This is a genomic window from Niveispirillum sp. CC-CTL257, assembly GCF_059489915.1.
The window spans coordinates 588,478-607,998 of sequence record NZ_JCAJXE010000001.1 but is presented as its reverse complement, the minus strand read 5'-3'; the positions used below and the strand labels follow the sequence as shown (position 1 = coordinate 607,998).

The 19,521-nt window shown below is 64.1% G+C and carries 23 protein-coding genes; 6 read left to right on the top strand and 17 right to left on the bottom strand.

Annotated elements, in window-relative coordinates:
• Window positions 1-53: 53 nt before the first annotated feature.
• Window positions 54-1,613, bottom strand: a complete 1,560-nt coding sequence (locus ABC729_RS02975; protein WP_495606172.1) for a 2-isopropylmalate synthase — start codon at window positions 1,611-1,613, stop codon at window positions 54-56.
• Window positions 1,614-1,766: 153 nt separating this feature from the next.
• Window positions 1,767-1,916, bottom strand: a complete 150-nt coding sequence (locus tag ABC729_RS02970) for a hypothetical protein (RefSeq protein ID WP_495606171.1) — start codon at window positions 1,914-1,916, stop codon at window positions 1,767-1,769.
• A 249-nt stretch (window positions 1,917-2,165) separates the two neighbouring features.
• Here ABC729_RS02970 and ABC729_RS02965 point away from each other — a divergent pair, with 249 nt between their 5' ends.
• On the top strand, window positions 2,166-2,936 hold the full coding sequence (locus ABC729_RS02965; protein WP_102111685.1) for an MlaE family ABC transporter permease: 771 nt from the start codon (window positions 2,166-2,168) through the stop codon (window positions 2,934-2,936).
• On the top strand, window positions 2,933-3,742 hold the full coding sequence (locus ABC729_RS02960) for an ABC transporter ATP-binding protein (protein ID WP_495606170.1): 810 nt from the start codon (window positions 2,933-2,935) through the stop codon (window positions 3,740-3,742). The genes ABC729_RS02965 and ABC729_RS02960 overlap by 4 nt, the downstream gene beginning before the upstream one ends.
• Before the next feature lie 30 nt (window positions 3,743-3,772).
• On the opposite strand, the gene ABC729_RS02955 is transcribed toward ABC729_RS02960, so the two are convergent.
• The 14 genes from ABC729_RS02955 to ABC729_RS02890 form a co-directional block, all read right to left on the bottom strand.
• Complete coding sequence (locus ABC729_RS02955; protein WP_495606169.1) at window positions 3,773-4,966, bottom strand: DUF2336 domain-containing protein; 1,194 nt, start codon at window positions 4,964-4,966, stop codon at window positions 3,773-3,775.
• On the bottom strand, window positions 4,956-5,513 hold the full coding sequence (locus tag ABC729_RS02950) for a MarR family winged helix-turn-helix transcriptional regulator (RefSeq protein ID WP_495606168.1): 558 nt from the start codon (window positions 5,511-5,513) through the stop codon (window positions 4,956-4,958). Before ABC729_RS02950 ends, ABC729_RS02955 begins: the two co-directional genes overlap by 11 nt.
• A gap of 134 nt (window positions 5,514-5,647) precedes the next feature.
• Entirely contained in the window at window positions 5,648-5,851 is a 204-nt protein-coding gene (locus ABC729_RS02945; RefSeq protein WP_054167050.1) for a twin-arginine translocase TatA/TatE family subunit, read from the bottom strand.
• A gap of 96 nt (window positions 5,852-5,947) precedes the next feature.
• Window positions 5,948-6,247: an energy transducer TonB gene (locus tag ABC729_RS02940; RefSeq protein ID WP_495606167.1), complete on the bottom strand. Its 300-nt coding sequence runs from the start codon at window positions 6,245-6,247 to the stop codon at window positions 5,948-5,950.
• A gap of 123 nt (window positions 6,248-6,370) precedes the next feature.
• Window positions 6,371-7,657, bottom strand: coding sequence for a tetratricopeptide repeat protein (locus ABC729_RS02935; RefSeq protein ID WP_495606166.1), 1,287 nt, complete (start codon window positions 7,655-7,657; stop codon window positions 6,371-6,373).
• Window positions 7,658-7,829: 172 nt separating this feature from the next.
• Window positions 7,830-8,261, bottom strand: coding sequence for an ExbD/TolR family protein (locus ABC729_RS02930; protein WP_495606165.1), 432 nt, complete (start codon window positions 8,259-8,261; stop codon window positions 7,830-7,832).
• Between the two features lie 44 nt (window positions 8,262-8,305).
• On the bottom strand, window positions 8,306-8,749 hold the full coding sequence (locus ABC729_RS02925) for an ExbD/TolR family protein (RefSeq protein WP_495606164.1): 444 nt from the start codon (window positions 8,747-8,749) through the stop codon (window positions 8,306-8,308).
• A gap of 2 nt (window positions 8,750-8,751) precedes the next feature.
• A complete protein-coding gene (locus ABC729_RS02920; RefSeq protein ID WP_495606163.1) occupies window positions 8,752-9,645 on the bottom strand; it encodes a MotA/TolQ/ExbB proton channel family protein in 894 nt (297 codons plus the stop codon).
• Between the two features lie 53 nt (window positions 9,646-9,698).
• Window positions 9,699-10,382, bottom strand: a complete 684-nt coding sequence (locus ABC729_RS02915; protein WP_495606162.1) for an energy transducer TonB — start codon at window positions 10,380-10,382, stop codon at window positions 9,699-9,701.
• Window positions 10,383-10,694: 312 nt separating this feature from the next.
• On the bottom strand, window positions 10,695-11,105 hold the full coding sequence (locus ABC729_RS02910; protein ID WP_495606161.1) for a hypothetical protein: 411 nt from the start codon (window positions 11,103-11,105) through the stop codon (window positions 10,695-10,697).
• Between the two features lie 99 nt (window positions 11,106-11,204).
• Window positions 11,205-11,648 carry a protein tyrosine phosphatase family protein gene (locus tag ABC729_RS02905; RefSeq protein ID WP_495606160.1) on the bottom strand — a complete coding sequence of 148 codons (444 nt, stop codon included), beginning with the start codon at window positions 11,646-11,648 and terminating at the stop codon, window positions 11,205-11,207.
• A gap of 217 nt (window positions 11,649-11,865) precedes the next feature.
• Entirely contained in the window at window positions 11,866-12,378 is a 513-nt protein-coding gene (locus ABC729_RS02900; RefSeq protein WP_495606159.1) for a MarR family winged helix-turn-helix transcriptional regulator, read from the bottom strand.
• A gap of 237 nt (window positions 12,379-12,615) precedes the next feature.
• The gene (locus ABC729_RS02895) at window positions 12,616-13,365 is read right to left on the bottom strand and encodes a phosphocholine cytidylyltransferase family protein (protein ID WP_495606158.1); all 750 of its coding nucleotides are present in this window, start codon (window positions 13,363-13,365) and stop codon (window positions 12,616-12,618) included.
• A gap of 122 nt (window positions 13,366-13,487) precedes the next feature.
• Entirely contained in the window at window positions 13,488-14,150 is a 663-nt protein-coding gene (locus ABC729_RS02890) for a Fe2+-dependent dioxygenase (protein ID WP_495606157.1), read from the bottom strand.
• Between the two features lie 125 nt (window positions 14,151-14,275).
• On the opposite strand from ABC729_RS02890, the gene ABC729_RS02885 reads away from it, so the two are divergent.
• Window positions 14,276-15,091 carry a hypothetical protein gene (locus ABC729_RS02885; protein WP_495606156.1) on the top strand — a complete coding sequence of 272 codons (816 nt, stop codon included), beginning with the start codon at window positions 14,276-14,278 and terminating at the stop codon, window positions 15,089-15,091.
• A gap of 139 nt (window positions 15,092-15,230) precedes the next feature.
• Here ABC729_RS02885 and ABC729_RS02880 read toward each other — a convergent pair whose 3' ends face one another.
• On the bottom strand, window positions 15,231-15,992 hold the full coding sequence (locus ABC729_RS02880) for an SDR family NAD(P)-dependent oxidoreductase (protein ID WP_495606155.1): 762 nt from the start codon (window positions 15,990-15,992) through the stop codon (window positions 15,231-15,233).
• Window positions 15,993-16,079: 87 nt separating this feature from the next.
• Between ABC729_RS02880 and ABC729_RS02875 the strand changes: the two genes are divergently transcribed.
• The 3 genes from ABC729_RS02875 to ABC729_RS02865 are packed head-to-tail and all read left to right on the top strand — an operon-like array spanning window position 16,080 to window position 19,520.
• Complete coding sequence (locus tag ABC729_RS02875; protein WP_495606154.1) at window positions 16,080-17,012, top strand: YicC/YloC family endoribonuclease; 933 nt, start codon at window positions 16,080-16,082, stop codon at window positions 17,010-17,012.
• A gap of 53 nt (window positions 17,013-17,065) precedes the next feature.
• A complete protein-coding gene (gene gmk / locus ABC729_RS02870; protein ID WP_495606153.1) occupies window positions 17,066-17,704 on the top strand; it encodes a guanylate kinase in 639 nt (212 codons plus the stop codon).
• Between the two features lies 1 nt (window position 17,705).
• Window positions 17,706-19,520: an ABC-F family ATP-binding cassette domain-containing protein gene (locus ABC729_RS02865; protein ID WP_495606152.1), complete on the top strand. Its 1,815-nt coding sequence runs from the start codon at window positions 17,706-17,708 to the stop codon at window positions 19,518-19,520.
• Window position 19,521 lies beyond the last annotated feature (1 nt).

Sequence of the window (19,521 nt, the reverse complement as noted above, 5' to 3'; positions counted from 1 at the left end):
AGTCGCGCGCGCGGCTTTCGCGGCGCACGCCCGGCACCGTAAGAAGATTGGACTTACGCCGACAAGGCCACCGGTGCCGTCTTCAGCCGCTTGGTGATCAGCTTGTTCAGCGCATGGACATAGGCGCGCGCACTGGCCACCAGCGTATCGGCGTCCGCACCCTGCCCATTCACGGTCTTGCCTTCCTCTTCCAGGCGCACGGTCACCTCCGCCTGGGCGTCGGTGCCCTGGGTCACGGCATGCACCTGATAGAGCTGCAGCTTCGCTTCATGCGGAAAGGCCAGCTTCAGGGCGTTGAACACCGCATCGACCGGGCCATTGCCGAAGGCGACCACCGGCGGGATGGACTTGCCATCGATCTCCAGTTCCAGAACGGCATGCTGCGGTCCGCGGGAACCGGCGACGACATGCAATGCCTGGAACCGCACGCGGTCATGCTGACGACCGACCTCATCATCCATGATGGCGATGATGTCCTCGTCATAGATGTCCTTCTTGCGGTCGGCCAGATCCTTGAAGCGCCCGAACGCGTCATTCACGGCATTCTCACCCAGATCGTCATAGCCCAGTTCCTTCAGCTTGGCGCGGAAGGCGGCGCGACCGGAATGCTTGCCCATGACCAGCGACGACCGGTTCAGACCCACCGATTCCGGGGTCATAATCTCATAGGTTTCGGCATGCTTCAGCATACCGTCCTGATGGATGCCGCTTTCATGGGCGAAGGCATTGGCGCCCACGATGGCCTTGTTTGGCTGCACCTGAAAGCCGGTGATGGTGGACACCAGACGCGAGATGCGGGTGATATGTTCCGTCTTGATGCCGGTGGTGCAGCCGATCAGATCATGGCGCGTGCGCAGGGCCATGACGATCTCTTCCAGGGACGCATTGCCCGCCCGCTCGCCTAAGCCATTGATGGTGCATTCCACCTGCCGCACACCGGCACCGATACCGGCGAGCGAGTTGGCGACGGCCAGACCCAGATCATTATGGCAATGGACAGAGAAGATCGCCTTGTCCGAATTGGGAACGCGGGTCATCACGTCCTTGAACATGGCGGCATATTCTTCGGGCAGGGCATAGCCGACCGTGTCCGGGATATTGATGGTGGTGGCACCGGCCTTGATGGCGGCCTCCACACAGCGGCACAGGAAATCGCGGTCAGATCGCGAGCCGTCCTGTGCGGACCATTCCACATCATCGGTCAGGTTGCGGGCATAGCCGACATAATCGATGGTGCGCTGCAATACCTCCTCTTCCGTCATCTTCAACATGTAGTTCATGTGGACGGGGCTGGTGGAGATGAAGGTGTGGATGCGCTTGCGCTGCGCCAGCTGCAACGCCTCGGCGGCGCGGTCGATATCGGCGCGGGACGTGCGGGCCAATGCGGCGATGGTCGCGTTCTTCACGGTACGGGCCACTTCGCGCACGGCCTCGAAATCGCCGTTGGACGCGATGGGGAAACCGGCCTCGATCACATCGACGCCCATTTCCTCCAGCACCGTGGCGATGCGCAGCTTTTCATCCAGATTCATGGAGCAGCCGGGCGCCTGCTCGCCATCGCGCAGGGTGGTGTCGAAAATGATGACGCGGTTGCTGTCGCGGGTGATGGTCATGTCCTGGTCCCTTGCGGCACGTCGGGTGCGGTCCTGTCAGGTACGGCGCACCGATTTCGATAGAAGAAATATGTGGCGTCTGCGGCACCGGACCGGTGCCTCCTCCCCTGATCGCGGGCCGCACCGCGACGAAGGCGGCACGACATCGGGCGCTCAGGGGGTGATTAGTCGTAGGGTGGCGGCCAGGACGATGCGGCCGCAACGGATGGAAGACGCGGACAAGCCGACGGCGTGGGCGGTGAGGCCCGTGCTGTTCTGCTGTTCCGTCATCTGGTCTGCCGCCATCACGGGGGGACCGTCCATCCTTGAAAGGTTTCAAGCCACCCTGCGCCCGACTGGGAACATCGACAGCTCGTTTCATGTTTCGGTTTTAAGGCGAAATCACCGACGCGGCAAGAACCTTCATGGGGAAAGAAATGCAAAGGCTCCATGCGGGGCTGGCTTGGGTGCAGCGCAACAAGGACATGCACCCCCTCCCCCTCGACATTGACAGAAGACACCCCATTGTCTAGCGATGGGACGGGTTTCGCTCCCAAGCAGAAGGCCAGGTACATGAATTTCCTCAGCGCGATCGGCCGTGCCACCCTGACCTTCCTGGAGGCGACGGGGCGGCTGGCCCTGTTCACCCTCACGGCCCTGGCCCATTGCCTGCGCCCGCCCTTCTATTTCCGGCATATCGGCCGGCAGATGGTGGAGATCGGTTATTACAGCCTGCCCGTCGTCGGCCTGACCGCCGTGTTCACGGGTATGGTGCTGGCGCTGCAAAGCTATTCCGGCTTCTCCCGCTTCTCCGCCGAAAGCGCCATCGCCACGGTCGTGGTGCTGTCTATCACCCGGGAACTGGGTCCGGTGCTGGCCGGGCTGATGGTGGCGGGGCGCATTGGTGCCGCCATGGCGGCGGAACTGGGCACCATGCGCGTCACCGAACAGGTGGACGCGCTGACTACCCTGTCCACAAACCCCTATAAGTATCTGGTGGTGCCGCGCCTGATCGCCGGCACCACCATGCTGCCGATCCTGGTGCTGGTGGCAGACATTATCGGCGTGTTCGGCGGCTATTTGGTGGCCGTCTACCGCCTGGGCTTCAACGCTTCCAGCTATATCAACAACAGCTGGCAATATCTGGAATTCATGGATGTGGTGTCCGGTCTGGTGAAGGCTGCGGCGTTCGGCTTCGTCATCTCCCTGATGGGCTGCTACCACGGCTATAATTCGCGTGGCGGGGCGCAGGGCGTGGGGGCGGCCACCACCAACGCCGTCGTGTCGGCTTCCATCCTTATCCTGGTCCTGAACTATCTGCTGACGGGGATCTTCTTCTCATGACGATGGCACCCTTGGAACTGACGCAGGACATGGATGTGCCCAAGATCGCGCTGAAGGGCGTGAAGAAGGCTTTCGGGCCGAAGGTGGTGTTGGACGGCGTCGACCTGGAAATCCAGCGCGGCGAAAGCGTGGTGATCATCGGCGGGTCGGGCACCGGCAAGTCGGTGCTGCTGAAAAGCATCCTGGGCATCCTGCAGCCCGATGCCGGCACCATCCATATCGATGGCGAAGACACGACCCATATCACGGGCCGCGACCGTGAACGCGCCATGGCCAAGTTTGGCATGCTGTTCCAGGGCGCGGCCCTGTTCGACAGCCTGCCCGTCTGGGAAAATGTCGCCTTTGGCCTGATCCAGGGGGCGCAGCGCCTGGGCCGCAAAGAGGCCAAGGAGCGCGCCATCGCCACCCTGGGTGCCGTGGGTCTGGCCCCCGATGTGGCGGACCTGTCGCCTGCCGAACTGTCGGGCGGCATGCAGAAGCGCGTGGGGCTGGCCCGCGCCATCTGCACCCGACCGGAGATCATCTTCTTTGACGAGCCGACGACAGGCCTGGACCCGATCATGGCCGACGTCATCAATGATCTGATCGTGAAATGCGTGAAGGATCTGGGCGCCACCGCGCTTTCCATCACCCATGACATGGCCAGCGCCCGCAAGATCGCCGACCGTATCGCCATGCTCTATAAGGGTAAACTGATCTGGGTGGGGCCGGTGTCGGAGATCGATAATAGCGGCAACCCGTATGTCGATCAGTTCATCCATGGGCGCGCCGAAGGCCCCATCCAGATGCAGATCAGGGCGTTTTAGGGTCTTTCGGGCACCGGGCGGCCCGGCCCCTCACCTCTTCGGCACGGCCCCGCGTAGCGGAATGAACGGCATGCCCGCCACATCCATGGCAGCATCCACCATGTCATCCTCCTTGCGGTCGAACAGCTGCAACAGCAGGTTATCCATGGCCCGCTCCTCCGACTGCCCACATTCGGCATAGATACGGCCCAGCGCTTCCGTCTGGAACACCTCACGCCCCTCCGCAGCCCCGCGATACCCCAGACTCTTGGCCACCCGCATTGCCACCTGGAACGGCGCGAACAGATGCTTGGGCACATGGGCATGATCCAGCAGGGCCTTCATCCCCTCCCACTTGCCATCCAGCAGCAGGGCCATGGCATTGGTCTTGCGCACCCGCGACTTGGTGGAAATCCCCGCCGCGAAGAAGTCAAAATCGCCGGCGCACAAGGTCCGCAGCAGCAGCGCCACACTGAGCCGCCCCTGCTCATGCAGATGCACCGCCAGCGCATCGCCATCCATCCCGGCCCTGGACACCGGCCGCAGCATGGTCAGCGTCGCTGAGTCCCGGCCATGCGCCGCCAGCTCTGCGGCGATCACGGGGGAAAGGCGGTGACGTTCCACCAGATGCGCCCGCACCTTGTCCGACACATGCGCGACCAGCCGCTCCACGACGCTGGCCGGTAGCGTGGCACGCCCGGCCAGCGGTTCGGCCACCAGCGGTACATGGGCATAACGGTCGGCCAGTGATTGCAGGGAGGCATCCGACAGCGCCGCCCCTTCATTGCCGGCCAGGGTTGCGACCACGGCCAGATTGCCAACCTCTGCCAGGGCACCCGACACCGCCGCCGACAGGTTCTGACGCGCCGCGATGGCCATCTGCTTGTCGGGCCTTCCCTGGCCAATCACCTCCAGCAGCAGCGCATCCCCCAGCGTCTCGCCATGGCGCAGCAGGGGGAACGCGACGGAGGTGATGTCCAGCGCCAGATCGCGGGCCAGCCCGTCCGACAGAAACGGGCTGTTATAGATCTGCCAGGCCACCGCCTCGCGCACCTGCTGCACCGTGTCATGGGCCAGACGGGTCAACAGGTCATGCACCAGTGCCTGACCCGCCTCGGCCAGGACCGCCTGCTCGGCGGTGCGCAGCAATTTGGACAGCATCTGAATGCGGGCTTCCGGCGACCGGTCCTGTGCCAGATGCGCCACATCGGCGGGGGTCAGGGCGGTCGGCTTGTCACTGTTCATCCTGCACCTCCTCCCCGTTCAATGTTGTACCGGCAATGTCGGCATCGATGGCGTCGGCGCGGATGACATCCGCCCAGGATTGTTCCAACCGGTGCAGAAGACGGTAGGCCGTCACCAGTTCCGCCTGTCCCTCGCCATCGCGGGCCAGGGCCATGACATGCCCCATCTCCACCCGCCGCAACTCACGGCACAGCGCGGCGCCGGCGGGGCTGAGATGCAACCGCGCCGACCGCCGCTCATCCTGCAATCCGGGCCCCTGCACCAGCCCGGCCTGCACCAGGGTCCGCAGGTTGCTAGCGGCGGCAGCACCCAGATAATGGCCGCGTTCGATCAATTCCTGCACGGTTGGGCTGCTGTCGCCGATGGTCAGCAGCATCAGGCCCTGCACAGGGGTAACATGGCTGCTGTCCAGCCGTTCCAGTTCGATACGGATCACGTCCAGAAACCGGCGGTGAAGTCGCTCCAGCAGGCGGGGAAGATCATGTATCCCGGTGAACGCATCCAACGCCCGCCCCGCCATCATCTCCGTTTCCACGCCGCTGCCCAATCATCCCTCCCCGCCGGTGACGGCGCCTTCAGGGGTAAGGGTAGCATCCGGTCCTTGCCAACCGCAAAAACAAAGGCCGGTCCCCGCGCGCGACAGGGCCGGCCTTACCGGAATAGTCCGCAATATTCAGCGGATCAGCGGGGTGCGTTCTCGCCCGGCTTGTTCTCGGTCAGCTTGGGATCGGCGGCGGCCTCCTCCTCACCTTCCTTCAGGCCCTTCTTGAAGGCCTTCACGCCCTTGGCCATATCACCCATGACGTTTGGCAGCTTGCCCGCGCCAAACACCAGCAGCACGACGACAAGAACGATAATCCAGTGCCAGAGGCTCATGGCGCCCATGGAAATTCTCCAGTTTGACGGCCCGCTTCGATGCGACGCCTTACAGATAGGAAATCCACCGTCGGTTTGAAAGACATATCCGCAAGAGAATGTCGATCAGGCCTGTCCGCGCATCTCGAAGCGCACTTCCAGCCTTTGACGGTCGCGTTCACGGCGCATGGCCTCGGCGGGATGCAGCGGCTTGCCCTCGTCCGGGTGATAGCGCAGTCCGGCCGCATAGCGCAGCGCCGACTGCTCGAACAGGCCCGGCGGCACCGCCTCCACAACACGCACATCCTGCGGCGCGCCATCATTGCCGATACGGAATTCGACAATGACACGGCCTTCGCGCCGAAGACGCAGGGCGCGTTCGGGATATTGCAGCCGGGGGCGGAAAGTGGGTTCCATATCCGACATGGTGCGTCCAGGGATGCCCGGCGGCAATATCACCGGGGGACGTGGAAGAAGCGTGTCTTCCGCGCGGATGACAGGGGAAAATGCAGGAGGGGGCGACGGGACTGGCCCGCCGCCCCCTCCGACTTACTTGGCCTTGGCGGCGGCCAGGATGTAGAGACGCGCCATGTCGGCCGGACCATCGGTACCCTTGATGGTCTTGGCGGCGGCTTCGGCCTTCGCCTTCTGCCCCAGCTCGACATAGTAGGTCACCAGACGAAGACGGGCATCGTCTGGGTTCTTAAGGTTGCCCTTGGCGATCGCGGCTTCGGCCAGGGTGACGGCCTTGTCATACTGGCCATAGCCGGCATAGGCCTCGGCAACGCGCAGGATCGGACCGGCATTGGCACCCGCCAGGGCCTCGGTTTCGGTCTGGGCCAGGGCCTTCTTATCTTCGGCAACCTGCTTGGTCGCCACATCCTTCAGGCGCTTCTGACGCTCAGCCTCGGGGCCGGTGCCAAGCAGACCGGCAGCATAGCCCTTGTCGATGATGGCCTGGGCCTCACCGGGGTTGCCCGCCTGCAAGGACAGCTGGGCCATTTCCATGACGTCACCAGCCGTGTCCAGCAGACCGATCTTGTTCATCAGACGATAGCTGTCCAGCGCCAGACGGTCACGGGCGAAGCCCGGCTTACGCTGCGTGCGCAGCAGCAGGTCCAGCCAGTAGTCGCGCTTGGGATAGTAACGCACCAGCTTTTCCAGCGCGCCCATGTAACCAGCTTCGTTCTTGCTCTCGTTGTTGGCGGCGGCCAACAGCTGCAGGTCCTTCTCGTCCGGCGTGCCACCGGCCTTCTCAACCGCCGAAATCTTGGCGCTGACTTCCTTGATGGCGTTCGGATAATCCTTGCCCAGATAATAGGACTGGAGCAGCAGGGTGCGCATGTTGGCGTCGTTGCCACCACCCGTGAAGTACTTCTGGGTCCAGGCGATCGCCTTGGTGTAATTGCGCTGCTGGTAATAAGCCTGCGCCAGTGCCTGCGTGAAGGTCAGCTGCTGGGCGGCGGGGAAGCGGCCGGTTGCAAAGACGGCTTCAAACGACTTTTCAGCCGTGTCCAGTTCGCCAGCCTGATAGGCGGCGATGGCGCGCATCTGCTCGACCATGAAGTCTTCGAACGGGGTCTTGTCAGCAACCGCGTCGGCTTCTTTGATCTTGCCCAGGGCTTCCTTGAACTTCTTACCCTTCATCAGCTCCTGGGCAGCCGTCAGGGGCTCACCCACTTCCTTGCGGACGGTGTCACCGGCAGGAGCCTTTTCCTTCTTCTCACCGCCAGCCTTCTGCGCAAAGGCCTCAGACGGTGCCATGACGGCGGCGAAGGAGCCGAAGGCCAGGGCCGTTCCCAACAGGGCGGCGGTAAAAAGACGGGTGCGGATCATTGTCTCTATCTCGGTATCGGTCGCCAGGGTCGCGTGTCTCTTCGCGATAGGTCCCTTTCGACGGGTTGTCTCACGGCCAGCCATCTGGCCGCCTGTCCATGCAATCAGGTCAAGTAGGCAGGTTTAAGGCGGACCTGTGAAGGTCCGCCTTTCCCCCATCATCTGGTGCCGATCAGTCCATGAACTGTTCGTTACCGACCATGCCGATCTTGTTCAGGCCGAGCCGCTGTGCGGACGCCAGAACAGCCGCCACGTACTTGTACTTCACCAGCTTGTTCGGACGCAGATGCACTTCCGGCTGCGGACTCTGCGCGGCCTTGAGCTGCATCTGCTGCTCCATTTCCTCACGGCTGTTCAGAACGGTGCCGTTCCAGATCACGGTACCATCGAAGTCGACTTCGATGGTGATGACTTCAGGTTCGACCACGTTCGTCTGCGGCGGGGGGGGGCCCGCCGGCATATCCAGCTTCACCGCGTGGGTCTGCACCGGAATGGTGATGATGAGCATCACCAGCAACACGAGCATCACGTCGATCAACGGCGTGGTGTTCATTTCCGGCGAGACGGACCCGTCCTCGGGACCCGGTCCAACACTCATGCCCATGGGGGCCTCCTATCCTTCATTCCCGTCGGGGGGAAGGCTGAACGTCAGCGTTTGACGTTCAGCGCCCCGGCAGGAGGCTCGGTGATAAAGCCGATCTTGAGGATGCCAGCTCGCTGGCAGGTCACGACGACCTTGCCAACGAACTCGTACCGCCCTTCCTTGTCACCACGGATGTGGATCTCAGGCTGCGGAACCAGCACCGCCACTTCCTTCATCCGCTCGAACAGGGCGTTGTAATCCGGCAACTGAGCAGCATTCCAATAAATGTTGCCGTCCGGATCAACACCGATCGTCACGTTTTCCGGCTTGGTCACAGTCACCACGTTGGCTTCTTCGGGAAGCTTCACGGGGATGGTCTGGATGGCAGCAGGAATGGTCAGCAGGAAGATGATCAGCAGAACGAGCATCACGTCCACCAGCGGCGTCGTATTGATTTCCGACACCACTGAGTCTTCGCCACTATTGGCGGGGCCGACGCTCATCCCCATGGTTAGGCGCTCCGGCCCGTCTTGGACTTCTGGCCAGCGATCAGCAGAGCGTGCAGATCAGCGGAGAAGTTACGCAGACGGTCCATGACCAGCTTGTTACGGCGGGTCAGCCAGTTATAGGCCAGCACGGCGGGAACGGCGACGGCCAGACCGATGGCGGTCATGATCAGCGCTTCACCGACGGGACCGGCGACCTTGTCGATCGAAGCCTGACCGGACAGACCAATGGCCACCAGGGCGTTCAGAATACCCCACACCGTACCGAACAGGCCGATGAAGGGGGAAGTGGAACCGACCGAAGCCAGGAAGGACAGGCCGCCCTGCAGACGGGCGTTCACGGCGTCAACCGAACGCTGCAGGGACATGGTCACCCATTCGTGCAGGTCGATATGGTCCGTCAGGGCGCCGTCATGGTGCTCGGTGGCGCGCAGGCCGTCTTCAACGACGCCGCGGAAAGCCGAATTTTCCTTCAGGCGGGAAGCGCCTTCGGTGACCGAAGCGGCCGTCCAGAAATTCTTCTCGGCGGCAGTGGCCTGGGCCATCAGCTTGGACTGTTCGATCAGCTTGGTGACGAAGATGTACCAGGTGCCGGCGGACATGATCAGCATCAGCACCAGGGTGCTCTTCGCGACCAGATCACCGTGATCGATGATGGCCTTCAGACCATAGGGGTTGACCTGCTCGGCCGGGGCAGCTTCGGCGGCCGGAGCGGCAGCGTCAGCAGCCGGAGCAGCAGCAGCGTCGGCAGCCGGGGCGGCCGGAGCCTCGGTGGTGGCGGCCGGAGCCGGCTCAGCCGGGGTCGTGGACTGGGCGAAGACCGGGGCCGACAGCGTGGCGGCAACGGCGGCGGCGGCGGCGAGGCGGCTGATGCCCGCCAGGGTGAACAGCTTGTTCATCGTAGCTCTGCTTTCAGACTTACGTGTTTCGATAGAGGTCGATGCGATGGAGATCAGCGCGCATCTTCAAGGCGGAAGGTGAGCGGGACCATGCTCGGAATCCAGGCGCCCTGGGGCTGGCCATTGACGGTCGGCGGATCGCACTTCCACCGGCCACGCTTGGCTTCCTTCATCCAGGCATTATCCAGGCGTTCGTAACCGCTCGACTTTTCGATCGTGGCGTCGGAGATACGGCCATCTGCATTGCAGTACAGACGCATCACAGTCGTGCCAGCTTCTTCCAGACGGATCGACTGAGCGGGATACTCAGGCCGGTTCTTCGCGAGGCTCTTCACATCGATCTTGCCACCCGTCGGCGGAGCCGGGGGGGCAGCCGGCGCGGGACGTCCCGGCGGCTGAACCACCGGCGGACGCTCCGCCGTCGTCGTCTGGATCGCGTTGGCTGCGGGCGGCGGCTGGGCGATCTGGATTTCGGGCGGCGGAATGAACGGCGGCGGGGGCGTATCGAACTTGGGCGGCGGCGGGGGCGGGGGCGTCTCCTCCGGCGGCGGTGCGATTTCCTCGATGATCTCTGTCTTGATCGGATCGGCGATCACATGGACCACCTTCTGAGCCAAGCCAGTAGCCAGCGCGTAAATCACACCCACGTGCAGGAGAATAACCACCGCGATGCCAACCAACCGCCCTGAACTCTGCGGCTGTTGCCGCCGATAAGACGATTGCGACAGGTAGGACATCGGTCGGTCACTCGATCCACAGGGGGATGGGGCTTCCGCCATAGCACACATCGATGATCAAGACATCCGCCGGACTTAGTTAAAATCCCGGTTTTTTATCTTGACCGTCGGTATGGACCATGGGCCGCATCACCGCGAGACCACAACCCGCCCGGTCGAGGGAAGGTATGGCGGCCAGTCGGCGGCACAGCATCGGAGGCGAGGGACTTTGGCCATTTTTCCCGTTACCGGGAAGGCAGGCCGAAGCCAGTTTCGGGTTGGGTATCCGGACGGATCAGGCACGACCAAACGCGATGCCCACCCGCCTTCTCTTTATCCGGCGAAAGCCGGCGGGCCGGTCGGGCAGCGCCCGGCCTCCCGATGGCGCCCTTCCGGCGTCAAGCCGATGCGAAGGGCGCGCGCCACGTCACTGCCACGCAGGGGCAGCGCGTAGAACAGGGCAATGGCAACGACGAGAAGCGTGGGCAGCGGGACAGGATCGTCACCACCGGCCTCACGCTCGCGCTTGCCTTGGCTGACAGGACGGGAAAATGCGGCCGCGATCTCGACGCCATTATTATGGGCCGGCGCGGCAGGCAAAGCCTGTCCGGTCAGAAAATTCGTGGAGGGCAGAAAGGGCTGATTGGCAGCAGAAATGGCGACGTTCCGGGGCAGCATGCCGCCCAGGACCACCATGACCAGGAACAGAAGAGCGAGGAGCCCGTGGGCCCAGCCGCGCATCATGTCTTATGTCGCCTCCACCAATCGGCACCAAGGCCGAACCGGAAGCGACACTCTCACAGCGTTGCGGTCAACACAATGCCCTAAAGCATAGGGTGGGCACTATTCTGCCCGCGATTGTGTGTAACGGGCGATAATTCCCGCGTAAGCGGACAGATCGTATCCGGCATCCGCCGCTGTCCGCAATATTGTTTCCCCATCGCGCGTTCCGGCTTTCGCTTCTGCGAGCGCCCACAGAATCGTGCAGCGCGTGCCCGACCGGCAATGGGCAAGAACGGGCCCCGGAGACGTGGCCAACGCCTGCCCGAAATCAGGGGCCACAAGCTCCAGCGTGGGGCCGGTGGCGGGCTGATAGAGATAGGCCATGCCCAGTTCACGGGCCAGGGCACCCGCCTGGGCGGAGGAGAGCTGCCCTGGCTCTTCCCCGTCCGGGCGGTTGTTGATGATGGTGCGGAAACCGGCGGCGTGCGCGTCGCGGATATCCTGCTCCGTCACCTGCGGCGAAACCGACAGACCATCGACCAGAGGACGTACATCCAAAGCCATGTCGGCTCCGCTTAGTTCAGTGAAAACGAGCTACAAATGACCGACCGAAAAGGGCGAATTTGAGGCAACGGCATTAACCCCTTGCGGGAGGCTGTGCATATGCCGCCGCTTTTGTTCGCACTTGCGATGTATAAATAGGCAGGTTGTGTTGCGTCGCAACATGCGCTGATGCAACCCAGCCCGGCCCTGCCGGTCGGTCATGGCTCCTATCTGGGGATCATCCGGCGATGCGCAAGGGTGTGGTGCCCTGATCGGCGATGCCGCGCGCCCGGCGGCGGACGGTGACCAGCAGGTCCAGCATGCGCTGGCGCTGATCGGGGGTGAGGTCGCGCAGCAGCATATCGTTGATGCCCTGGCGCTTGGGCTGCAGGCGGCGCAGCATCTCCAGCCCTTCCGGCGTGACGCGCAGCAGCTTGCGGCGGCGGTCCTGCGGGTCGTCCTGCTGGCTGATCAGGCCCTTGCGAATCAGTTCCGTGACGGTCGCGGAAATGTGCGGACGCGACAGGCCACGGGCCGACGCGATCTCGGAGGAGAAGATGCCGTCATGGGTGCGGGCCCCATCCTGGAAATTGGCATCGCCAGCCACATTCATCAGCACCGTCCATTGCGGTGCCGTCAGGCCGGCCTCGCTCAACATTTCCTCGCACTGGTGGGCGATGATGTTGGCAAGATCCATCAGGTTAAGGGCGATCGCGTCTTCGGCGCGGAACCGGAAAGTGTTGTTCGGCATGGTAGGCCCCTGGTGACTGGTCATTGGATGCTCACATCCTGACCGCATCACCGGGGTCCCGCATTGACACGGATCAATTAAATGTTCCGTCGTCCAACCATATCAGGGGCATTGAGAGCGGTTTTCCTTTGACTGGAAAACCGCTCCGGCGGCGACTGCCGCCGCGCGGCCCGTGCCGCGTAGCGCCCAAGCCGCAGATGCGGCGCCGGCGCCTGAGGAACTGATAGTTGGAGCGTATCAGCCGATCCCGCGCGCAGTCCAGCCCGTGGTCAGGGCGCGGTTGCTGTCTACATCGGCGGGGAAGTCCATCTCGCCCCATTCCAGACCCTGGATAGAGACGGTGCCGACGCTGCCATCTGCCTTGGCGATGGTGTCGATGACCGAAAGATACCAGCGGCGCAGCCCCTCCGGCGTGCGCAGGGTCTTTTCCACTTCCGCCGCGAAACGCTTGCCGCCCTCGGCGCTGAAGCACAGGAAACCGATGCTTTCGCCGTTCACAATGTCGAGCGGCAGGGTCTTGCCGATCTGCATCAGGTTGCCGTCGGCGTCGGTACGCACCTTCATATCATCGGCGTCATAGCCATCCTTGGCGTCGATGGTCACCGTGATCGGCTTCTTCGCACCCGACAGCAGACGCTTGGCGATCTCCGGTTCGAACAAAGTGTCGCCATTCAGGATCAGGAACGGCCCGTCCATCTCGGCCCGCGCCACCCAGCAGCTGGCCGTATTGTCGGCAAGGGCATAGAACGGGTTATAGAGTGTGCGGGTGGTGATGCCCGGCACATCCATGCCGGCCAGCGCCTCTTCCACCCGGTCGGCACGAAAGCCGGTGACGACAACCGCCTCGGTCACGCCAGCCGCAGCGAGGCCCCGGATCTGCCATTCCAGAAGGGTGCGGCCCGACAGGTCGATCAGGCATTTCGGCCGGTCTTCTGTCAGGGGCATCAGACGCTTGCCCTGGCCGGCGCTCAGGATGATGGCTTTCACTTTGACCCAGGCTCCACAAAGGACGACCGGTCACGCCGGTCGCACCACGAAAAATGCCGCGGACATTGCCGCGAAAGGGCGGGGATGACAAGCGGCTTCGTGGCCCCCGCCCCTGCCCGCCCTCAATCCTCCGCCCATTTGCGGATCAGGTTGGACAGGCATTTGGAGAGAAGGTCGAATTCCGCCGTTTTGCCATCGCGGTTGAACATCCCCTGCCGCGCCGTATCGAGGTCGAACAGAAGTTCCCGCTCCGCCGCGTCGCGCACAAAGGACCGTATCCACCCTACGGTCACCAGCCGCTGCCCCTCAGTGACCGGCGTCACCCGGTGCAGCGTGGTGGACGGGTAGAACAGCCCCGCCCCCGCCGGCAGTTTGAACGCCACGTCCCCTGCCGTTGTCTCCATCACCAGTTCCCCGCCCTCGTACCTGTCGGGATCGGCCAGGAACAGGGTGAAGGAGACGTCGGTGCGCACACCGCCCATCAGGGCGTCGTCAACATGGCTGCCATAATGCTGCCCGCCCGACGCCCGTGCGAACAGGATGGGGCCAAAGGCCTTGGGCCGCGTGGCCATGGCTGCCACCGGATGGCGGCGCACCGCCCCTTCCACCAGGGCGCGCAGGTCCCCATGTGCCGGGTCATCGCCGCGCAGCTGCTCATTATCCTTGACCAGTCGCGCATGCCATCCAGCCGTGGCCGCCCCCGGCTGGAACCGCCCGGCCCCCAGCCGTTCCACCATCAAGGCCACCTCGTCGGGCGTCAGGACATTGGCGATGGGCAGGATCATGATGCGACGCTCCGCGCAGGGCAAGGCAAACGGTTAAGATTGCGAATGACTTGCAATCGAGCGGGCATCATGGCACGGTCCCGCCCGCCTCACCCTTATATTTCATGCATGGGAGCGTTGGGTCCATGATCAAGCTTCAACCCCGTCTCTGGGTCGGCGTCGGCCTGTCGGTTCTGGCCGGTGGTGCCGCCCTGGCCGATACAGCCACCCAATGGCATCAGGACGGCACCATCGCCCTGCAGGTCGCCCAGGGTGGTGAGGGCGGCGAGGGGGGTGAAGGCGGGGAAGGTGGCGAGGGCGGCATTTCCGCCGAAGACGCCGCCAAGGACCCGGTGGCCTTCATCTCCGCCCTGGACGTGACCGCCGCGCATTATCATGCCGGTCTTGCCGCCTATAAGGCGGACCGGCATCAGGCGGCGGGCGAGATGTTCGCCCACCCGATCTCTGAAATTTACATCGATCTGGAACCGGTCTTCACGGCCCAGGGTGCCAAGCCGTTCCAGGAGGAGATGAGCAAGGCATCGGAACTGGCGCTGGGTAACGCGCCCGTGGCGCAGGTGGAAAAGGCCGTGAAGACGGTCTTGGCCGCCCTGGACGCCACCGCCGCCAAGGCCCCGAAAAGCAGCGACAGCGCCAAGGCCGTGCAGGCCAAGCTGCTGGCCGGCATGATCGACCGTGCCGCGCGCCAGTACCGCTCGGCCAGCGCCAGCACGGAGTTTGAGCCCTATCTGGACGGCTATGGATTCGCCATCACCGCCAAGGTCCGGTCAGAGGCGTTGGTGAAGGCCGGCGTTCCGCTGCCGGCGGACGTGACGGCGGCCATCGACCTGTTGCTGAAGGCCTATCCCACCGCCCTGCGCCCCACCACCCTGCCCGTCGCACTGGATACCCTGTCGGGTCAGACAGCCAAGGCACAGCTCGCATTGTCGCGGGTGCGGTGAGTGTCGTTGTTCCGCGGATTACGCTTCGCTAATCCGCGCTACGACCGGGCCACTGAACCCTGTCGGGCCGTATGTAGCGCGGATTAGGCGTCAGCCGTAATCTGCGGGAACACGGCGTCGATCCCGATGAAAGGGTATTTCACCCCTTCCGGGGTGCCCGGGCCAGCAGGGCGTCCACCAGCCCGGGCGGCAGCACGCCCAGCAGCCAGGACACGGCATAGGGTGGGAACGGGAAGGCCACCCTTCCCTTCCCCACCGCCAGCCCGCCCCGGATAATGCGCGCCGCCCGCTCCGCATCCATCAGAAACGGCATGGGGAAGCGGTTGACCGCCGTCATGCGGCTGACCACGAATCCGGGGCAGATGACACTGACCCCCACGCCATGCCGGGACAGATCGCCGCGCAGTGCCTCGCCATAGACGCGCACCGCCGCCTTTGACCCGCAATAGGCCGCCGCCCCCGCCATGCCGCGAAAGCTGGCCAGCGAGGACATCAGCGCGATCTGCCCCCGCCCCCGCGCCACCATGGCGGGGATCAGCGGGTGGATGGAATTCAACACCCCGTCCAGATTGGTGGCAAAGATGGCGCGGGCCTGCGCCTCCGTCTCCACCCCGCCGCCGGTTCCCGCCGAGATGCCGGCATTGGCAATAACCAGATCGACCGGCACCTCCCCATCCCGCGCGGTGATCCAGTCGGCCAGGGCCGCGCGGTCGGTGACGTCGATATTGGTAGTGACCACATCCGCCCCCTGGTCCCGGCAGCGACCCGCCACCTGTGCCAGCCGCCCCGCATCACGGCCCGTCAGCAGCAGGCGGATGCCCTTGCCGGCATAGGACAAAGCCAAGGCCTCCCCGATGCCCGACGAGGCACCCGTGATGAATATGACGCGCGGATCACGCATGACGGGCCTCGGCCGGTGGAAACCTTGTTGCTGGGGCGGCGGAGCGATATAAACCGCCTTTCAGCCGCCCCAAAGATCGAGCCTGATGTGACGCAAAATCCCGCCGCCCGCAAGACCGGCCCCGCCAACGGCAAGGGCGCTGTCATTTCCATGACCGGCTTCGCCCGGGCCGACGGCTCTAACGAGCGCGCGCAATGGGTGGTGGAGGCGCGCAGCGTCAATGGCAAGGGCCGCGACCTGCGCTGCCGCCTACCCGCCGGTCTGGACGGGGTGGAACCCGCCATCCGCACGGCGGTGGAGGCGCGGCTGACGCGCGGCAATGTCAATGTCGCCGTCAATCTGACGCGACTGGAAAATGCCGGTGCGCTCCGCATCAACCGCGACCTGCTGGCCCAGGTGCTGGAGCTGGCGCGGGAGATCGGGGGGCCAGACGCCCCGCCGCCTGCCATCGACACGCTGCTGTCGGTGCGCGGCGTCATCGACAGCGCCGAACCGCGCGAGACAGAGGAAGACCGTCTGGCCCTGGAACAGGCCATCGCCGCCACCGTCGCCACCGCCATCGACCGGTTGGTGGAGGCGCGCACCGGCGAAGGCGCGCATCTGGCCACCGTCCTGCTGGATCATCTGGCGGAGATTGAGCGCCTGACCGACGCCGCCGCCGCGACATCATCACTTCAGCCCGAGGCCCTGCGCGCCAAGCTGCGCGGCCAGATCCAGGCCCTGCTGGATGCCGTGCCGCCGGTGGCGGAGGATCGGCTGGCCCAGGAAGCGGCCCTGCTGATCAGCAAGGCCGATGTGCGCGAAGAACTGGACCGGCTGCGCGCCCATATCTCCCAGGCCCGCACCATGCTGCGCGATGGCGGAGCCGTGGGCCGCCGGCTGGACTTCCTGTGTCAGGAATTCAACCGCGAGGCCAATACGCTGTGCAGCAAGTCGGCCGATGTCGAACTGACCCGCGTTGGCATGGAACTGAAGGCCGTGATCGAGCAGTTCCGCGAACAAGTTCAGAATATCGAGTAAGCCGGCCACCGCCCGCCCTCGCCCCTTCACCACCCCCTTTGGCAGCCCCCGAAATGTCCCTGATCCATCGCCGCGGCCTGATGCTGGTCCTCTCCTCGCCGTCCGGTGCCGGCAAGTCCACGATCTCGCGCGAATTGCTGACGCGTGACGGCAACCTGTCCATGTCCGTCTCCCTGACCACCCGCCCCATGCGGCCGGGGGAGCAGGAGGGTGTGCATTATTATTTCGTGGACCATGCAGAGTTTGAGGCGCGGGTGGCGCGCAAGGAGTTGCTGGAACATGCGCATGTCTTCGGCAACCGCTATGGCACCCCGCGCGGGCCGGTGGAGGATGCCATGCGCGCCGGACGCGACGTGTTGTTCGACATTGACTGGCAGGGCACGCAGCAGCTGTCCGACAGTGCGGGCACCGATCTGGTCCGCGTCTTCATCCTGCCGCCCAGTGCGGCCGAACTGGAACGCCGCCTGACCAACCGCGCGCAGGACAGCGCAGAGGTCATCGCCCACCGCATGTCCAAGGCCAATGACGAGATGAGCCATTGGTCTGAGTATGACTATGTCATCGTGAACAAGGACGTGCAGGAATCGGTGGCGGCTGTGGAGGCCATCCTGAAGGCCGAACGCCTGAAGCGCCGCCGTCAGGTGGGCCTGTCCGACTTTGTGCGCTCGCTTCAGGTCGGCAAGGGCAACTGACATGGCCCCCAACAATCCCGCCCTCATCTCCCTGGCCGGTGCTTCGGTCCATCTGGGGTCCACCACTCTGTTCGAAGGCATCGACGTGTCAGTGGCGCGGGGGGAGAAGATTGCCCTGGTCGGCCGCAACGGATCGGGCAAGTCCACCTTGCTGAAATGTCTGGCAGGCGAGATCGATATCGATCAGGGTGAACGGTTCCTGCAGCCCGGTGCCCGCGTCGCCTATCTGGCGCAGGAGCCGGATTTCTCAAAATTCGCCACCGTCGCCGATTTCGTGGCCGGCGGGCAGGCGGAGCCGATGCAGTACCGCGTCGATGCCGTGCTGGAAGCGCTCGACCTGCCCGGTGACCGCGCCTGCGCCACGCTCTCGGGCGGGGAATCGCGCCGTGCGGCCCTGGCCCGCGCCCTGGTCGACGAACCCGATGTGCTGCTGCTGGACGAGCCGACGAACCATCTCGACATCCCCACCATCCTCTGGCTGGAAAAGGAGTTGCAGCAGTTCCGAGGCGCACTGCTGCTGATCTCCCACGACCGCGCCTTCTTGCAGAACCTGTCCAAGCGCATCCTGTGGTTGGATCGCGGCGTGCTGCGCACCACTGAACGGCCGTTCGGGGAGTTTGAGGCCTGGCGGGATGAGATTTTCAAGGAAGAGGAAGCCGCCTATCACAAGCTGGACCGCAAGATCGCGGCCGAGCTGAAATGGATGTGGGAGGGGGGCATCTCCGCCCGCCGCACCCGCAATATGGGCCGCGTCCGCCGGTTGCAGGGCATGCGCCAGGAACGCGCCGACCGTATCAAGTCGCGTCAGGTGAATTTCGCGGTGGCGGAGGGGGACAATTCCGGCAAGCTGGTGGTGGAAGCCGAAAACATCTCCAAAAGTTTCAAGACAGCGGATGGCGAACGTGTCATCTGCCAGAATTTCTCTACCCGCATCCTGCGCGGTGACAAGGTTGGCCTGATCGGCCCCAACGGTGCCGGCAAATCCACCATCCTGAAGATGCTGATCGGGGAGTTGGAAGCCGATGCCGGTTCGATCCGCTTGGGCACCAATCTGCAAACCATCGTCTTTGATCAGCGCCGGGCACAGCTGAACCCCAACGATACCTTGAAACAGGTGCTGCTGCCCGAAGGCGGTGACAATATCTGGGTTGGCGGTAAGCCACGCCATATTTCCAGCTATCTGAAGGATTTCCTGTTCGATCCCTCGATGATGGAACAGCCGGTGCGGGCGCTGTCGGGCGGTGAGCGCAACCGCCTGCTGCTGGCCAAACTGTTCGCGCAGCCCAGCAACCTGATGGTCCTGGACGAGCCGACCAACGACCTGGACATGGACACGCTCGACCTGCTGGAAGAGGTTCTGGCCGATTATGACGGCACGCTTTTGCTGGTCAGCCACGACCGCGACTTCCTGGACCGTCTGGTTACCAGCACCATCGCGGTTGAGGGCGATGGCGACGTCTCGGAATATCCCGGCGGCTACAGCGATTACCTGATCCAGCGCAAAGCCGACGAACCGGCAGAAGCCGCCAAGGCCGCCGCCAAACCGGTTGCCGCCGCACCGGCCGCACCCAAGGCCAAGAAGAAACTGTCCTTCAAGGAAAACCGGGAGTTGGAAGAACTGCCGGGCAAAATGGCGGCCCTGGAAAAGAAGATCGCCCAGTTGAATGCCAAGATGGCGGACCCCGCCTTCTACGGCAAGGACCCCAAGGGATTTGCCAAGGCGTCGGAGGATTTGTCGGCGGCGCAGGGGGACCTGTCAGCGGCAGAGGAGCGCTGGCTGGAGCTGGAGGCGTTACGGGAAGAGTTGGAGGGGTGAG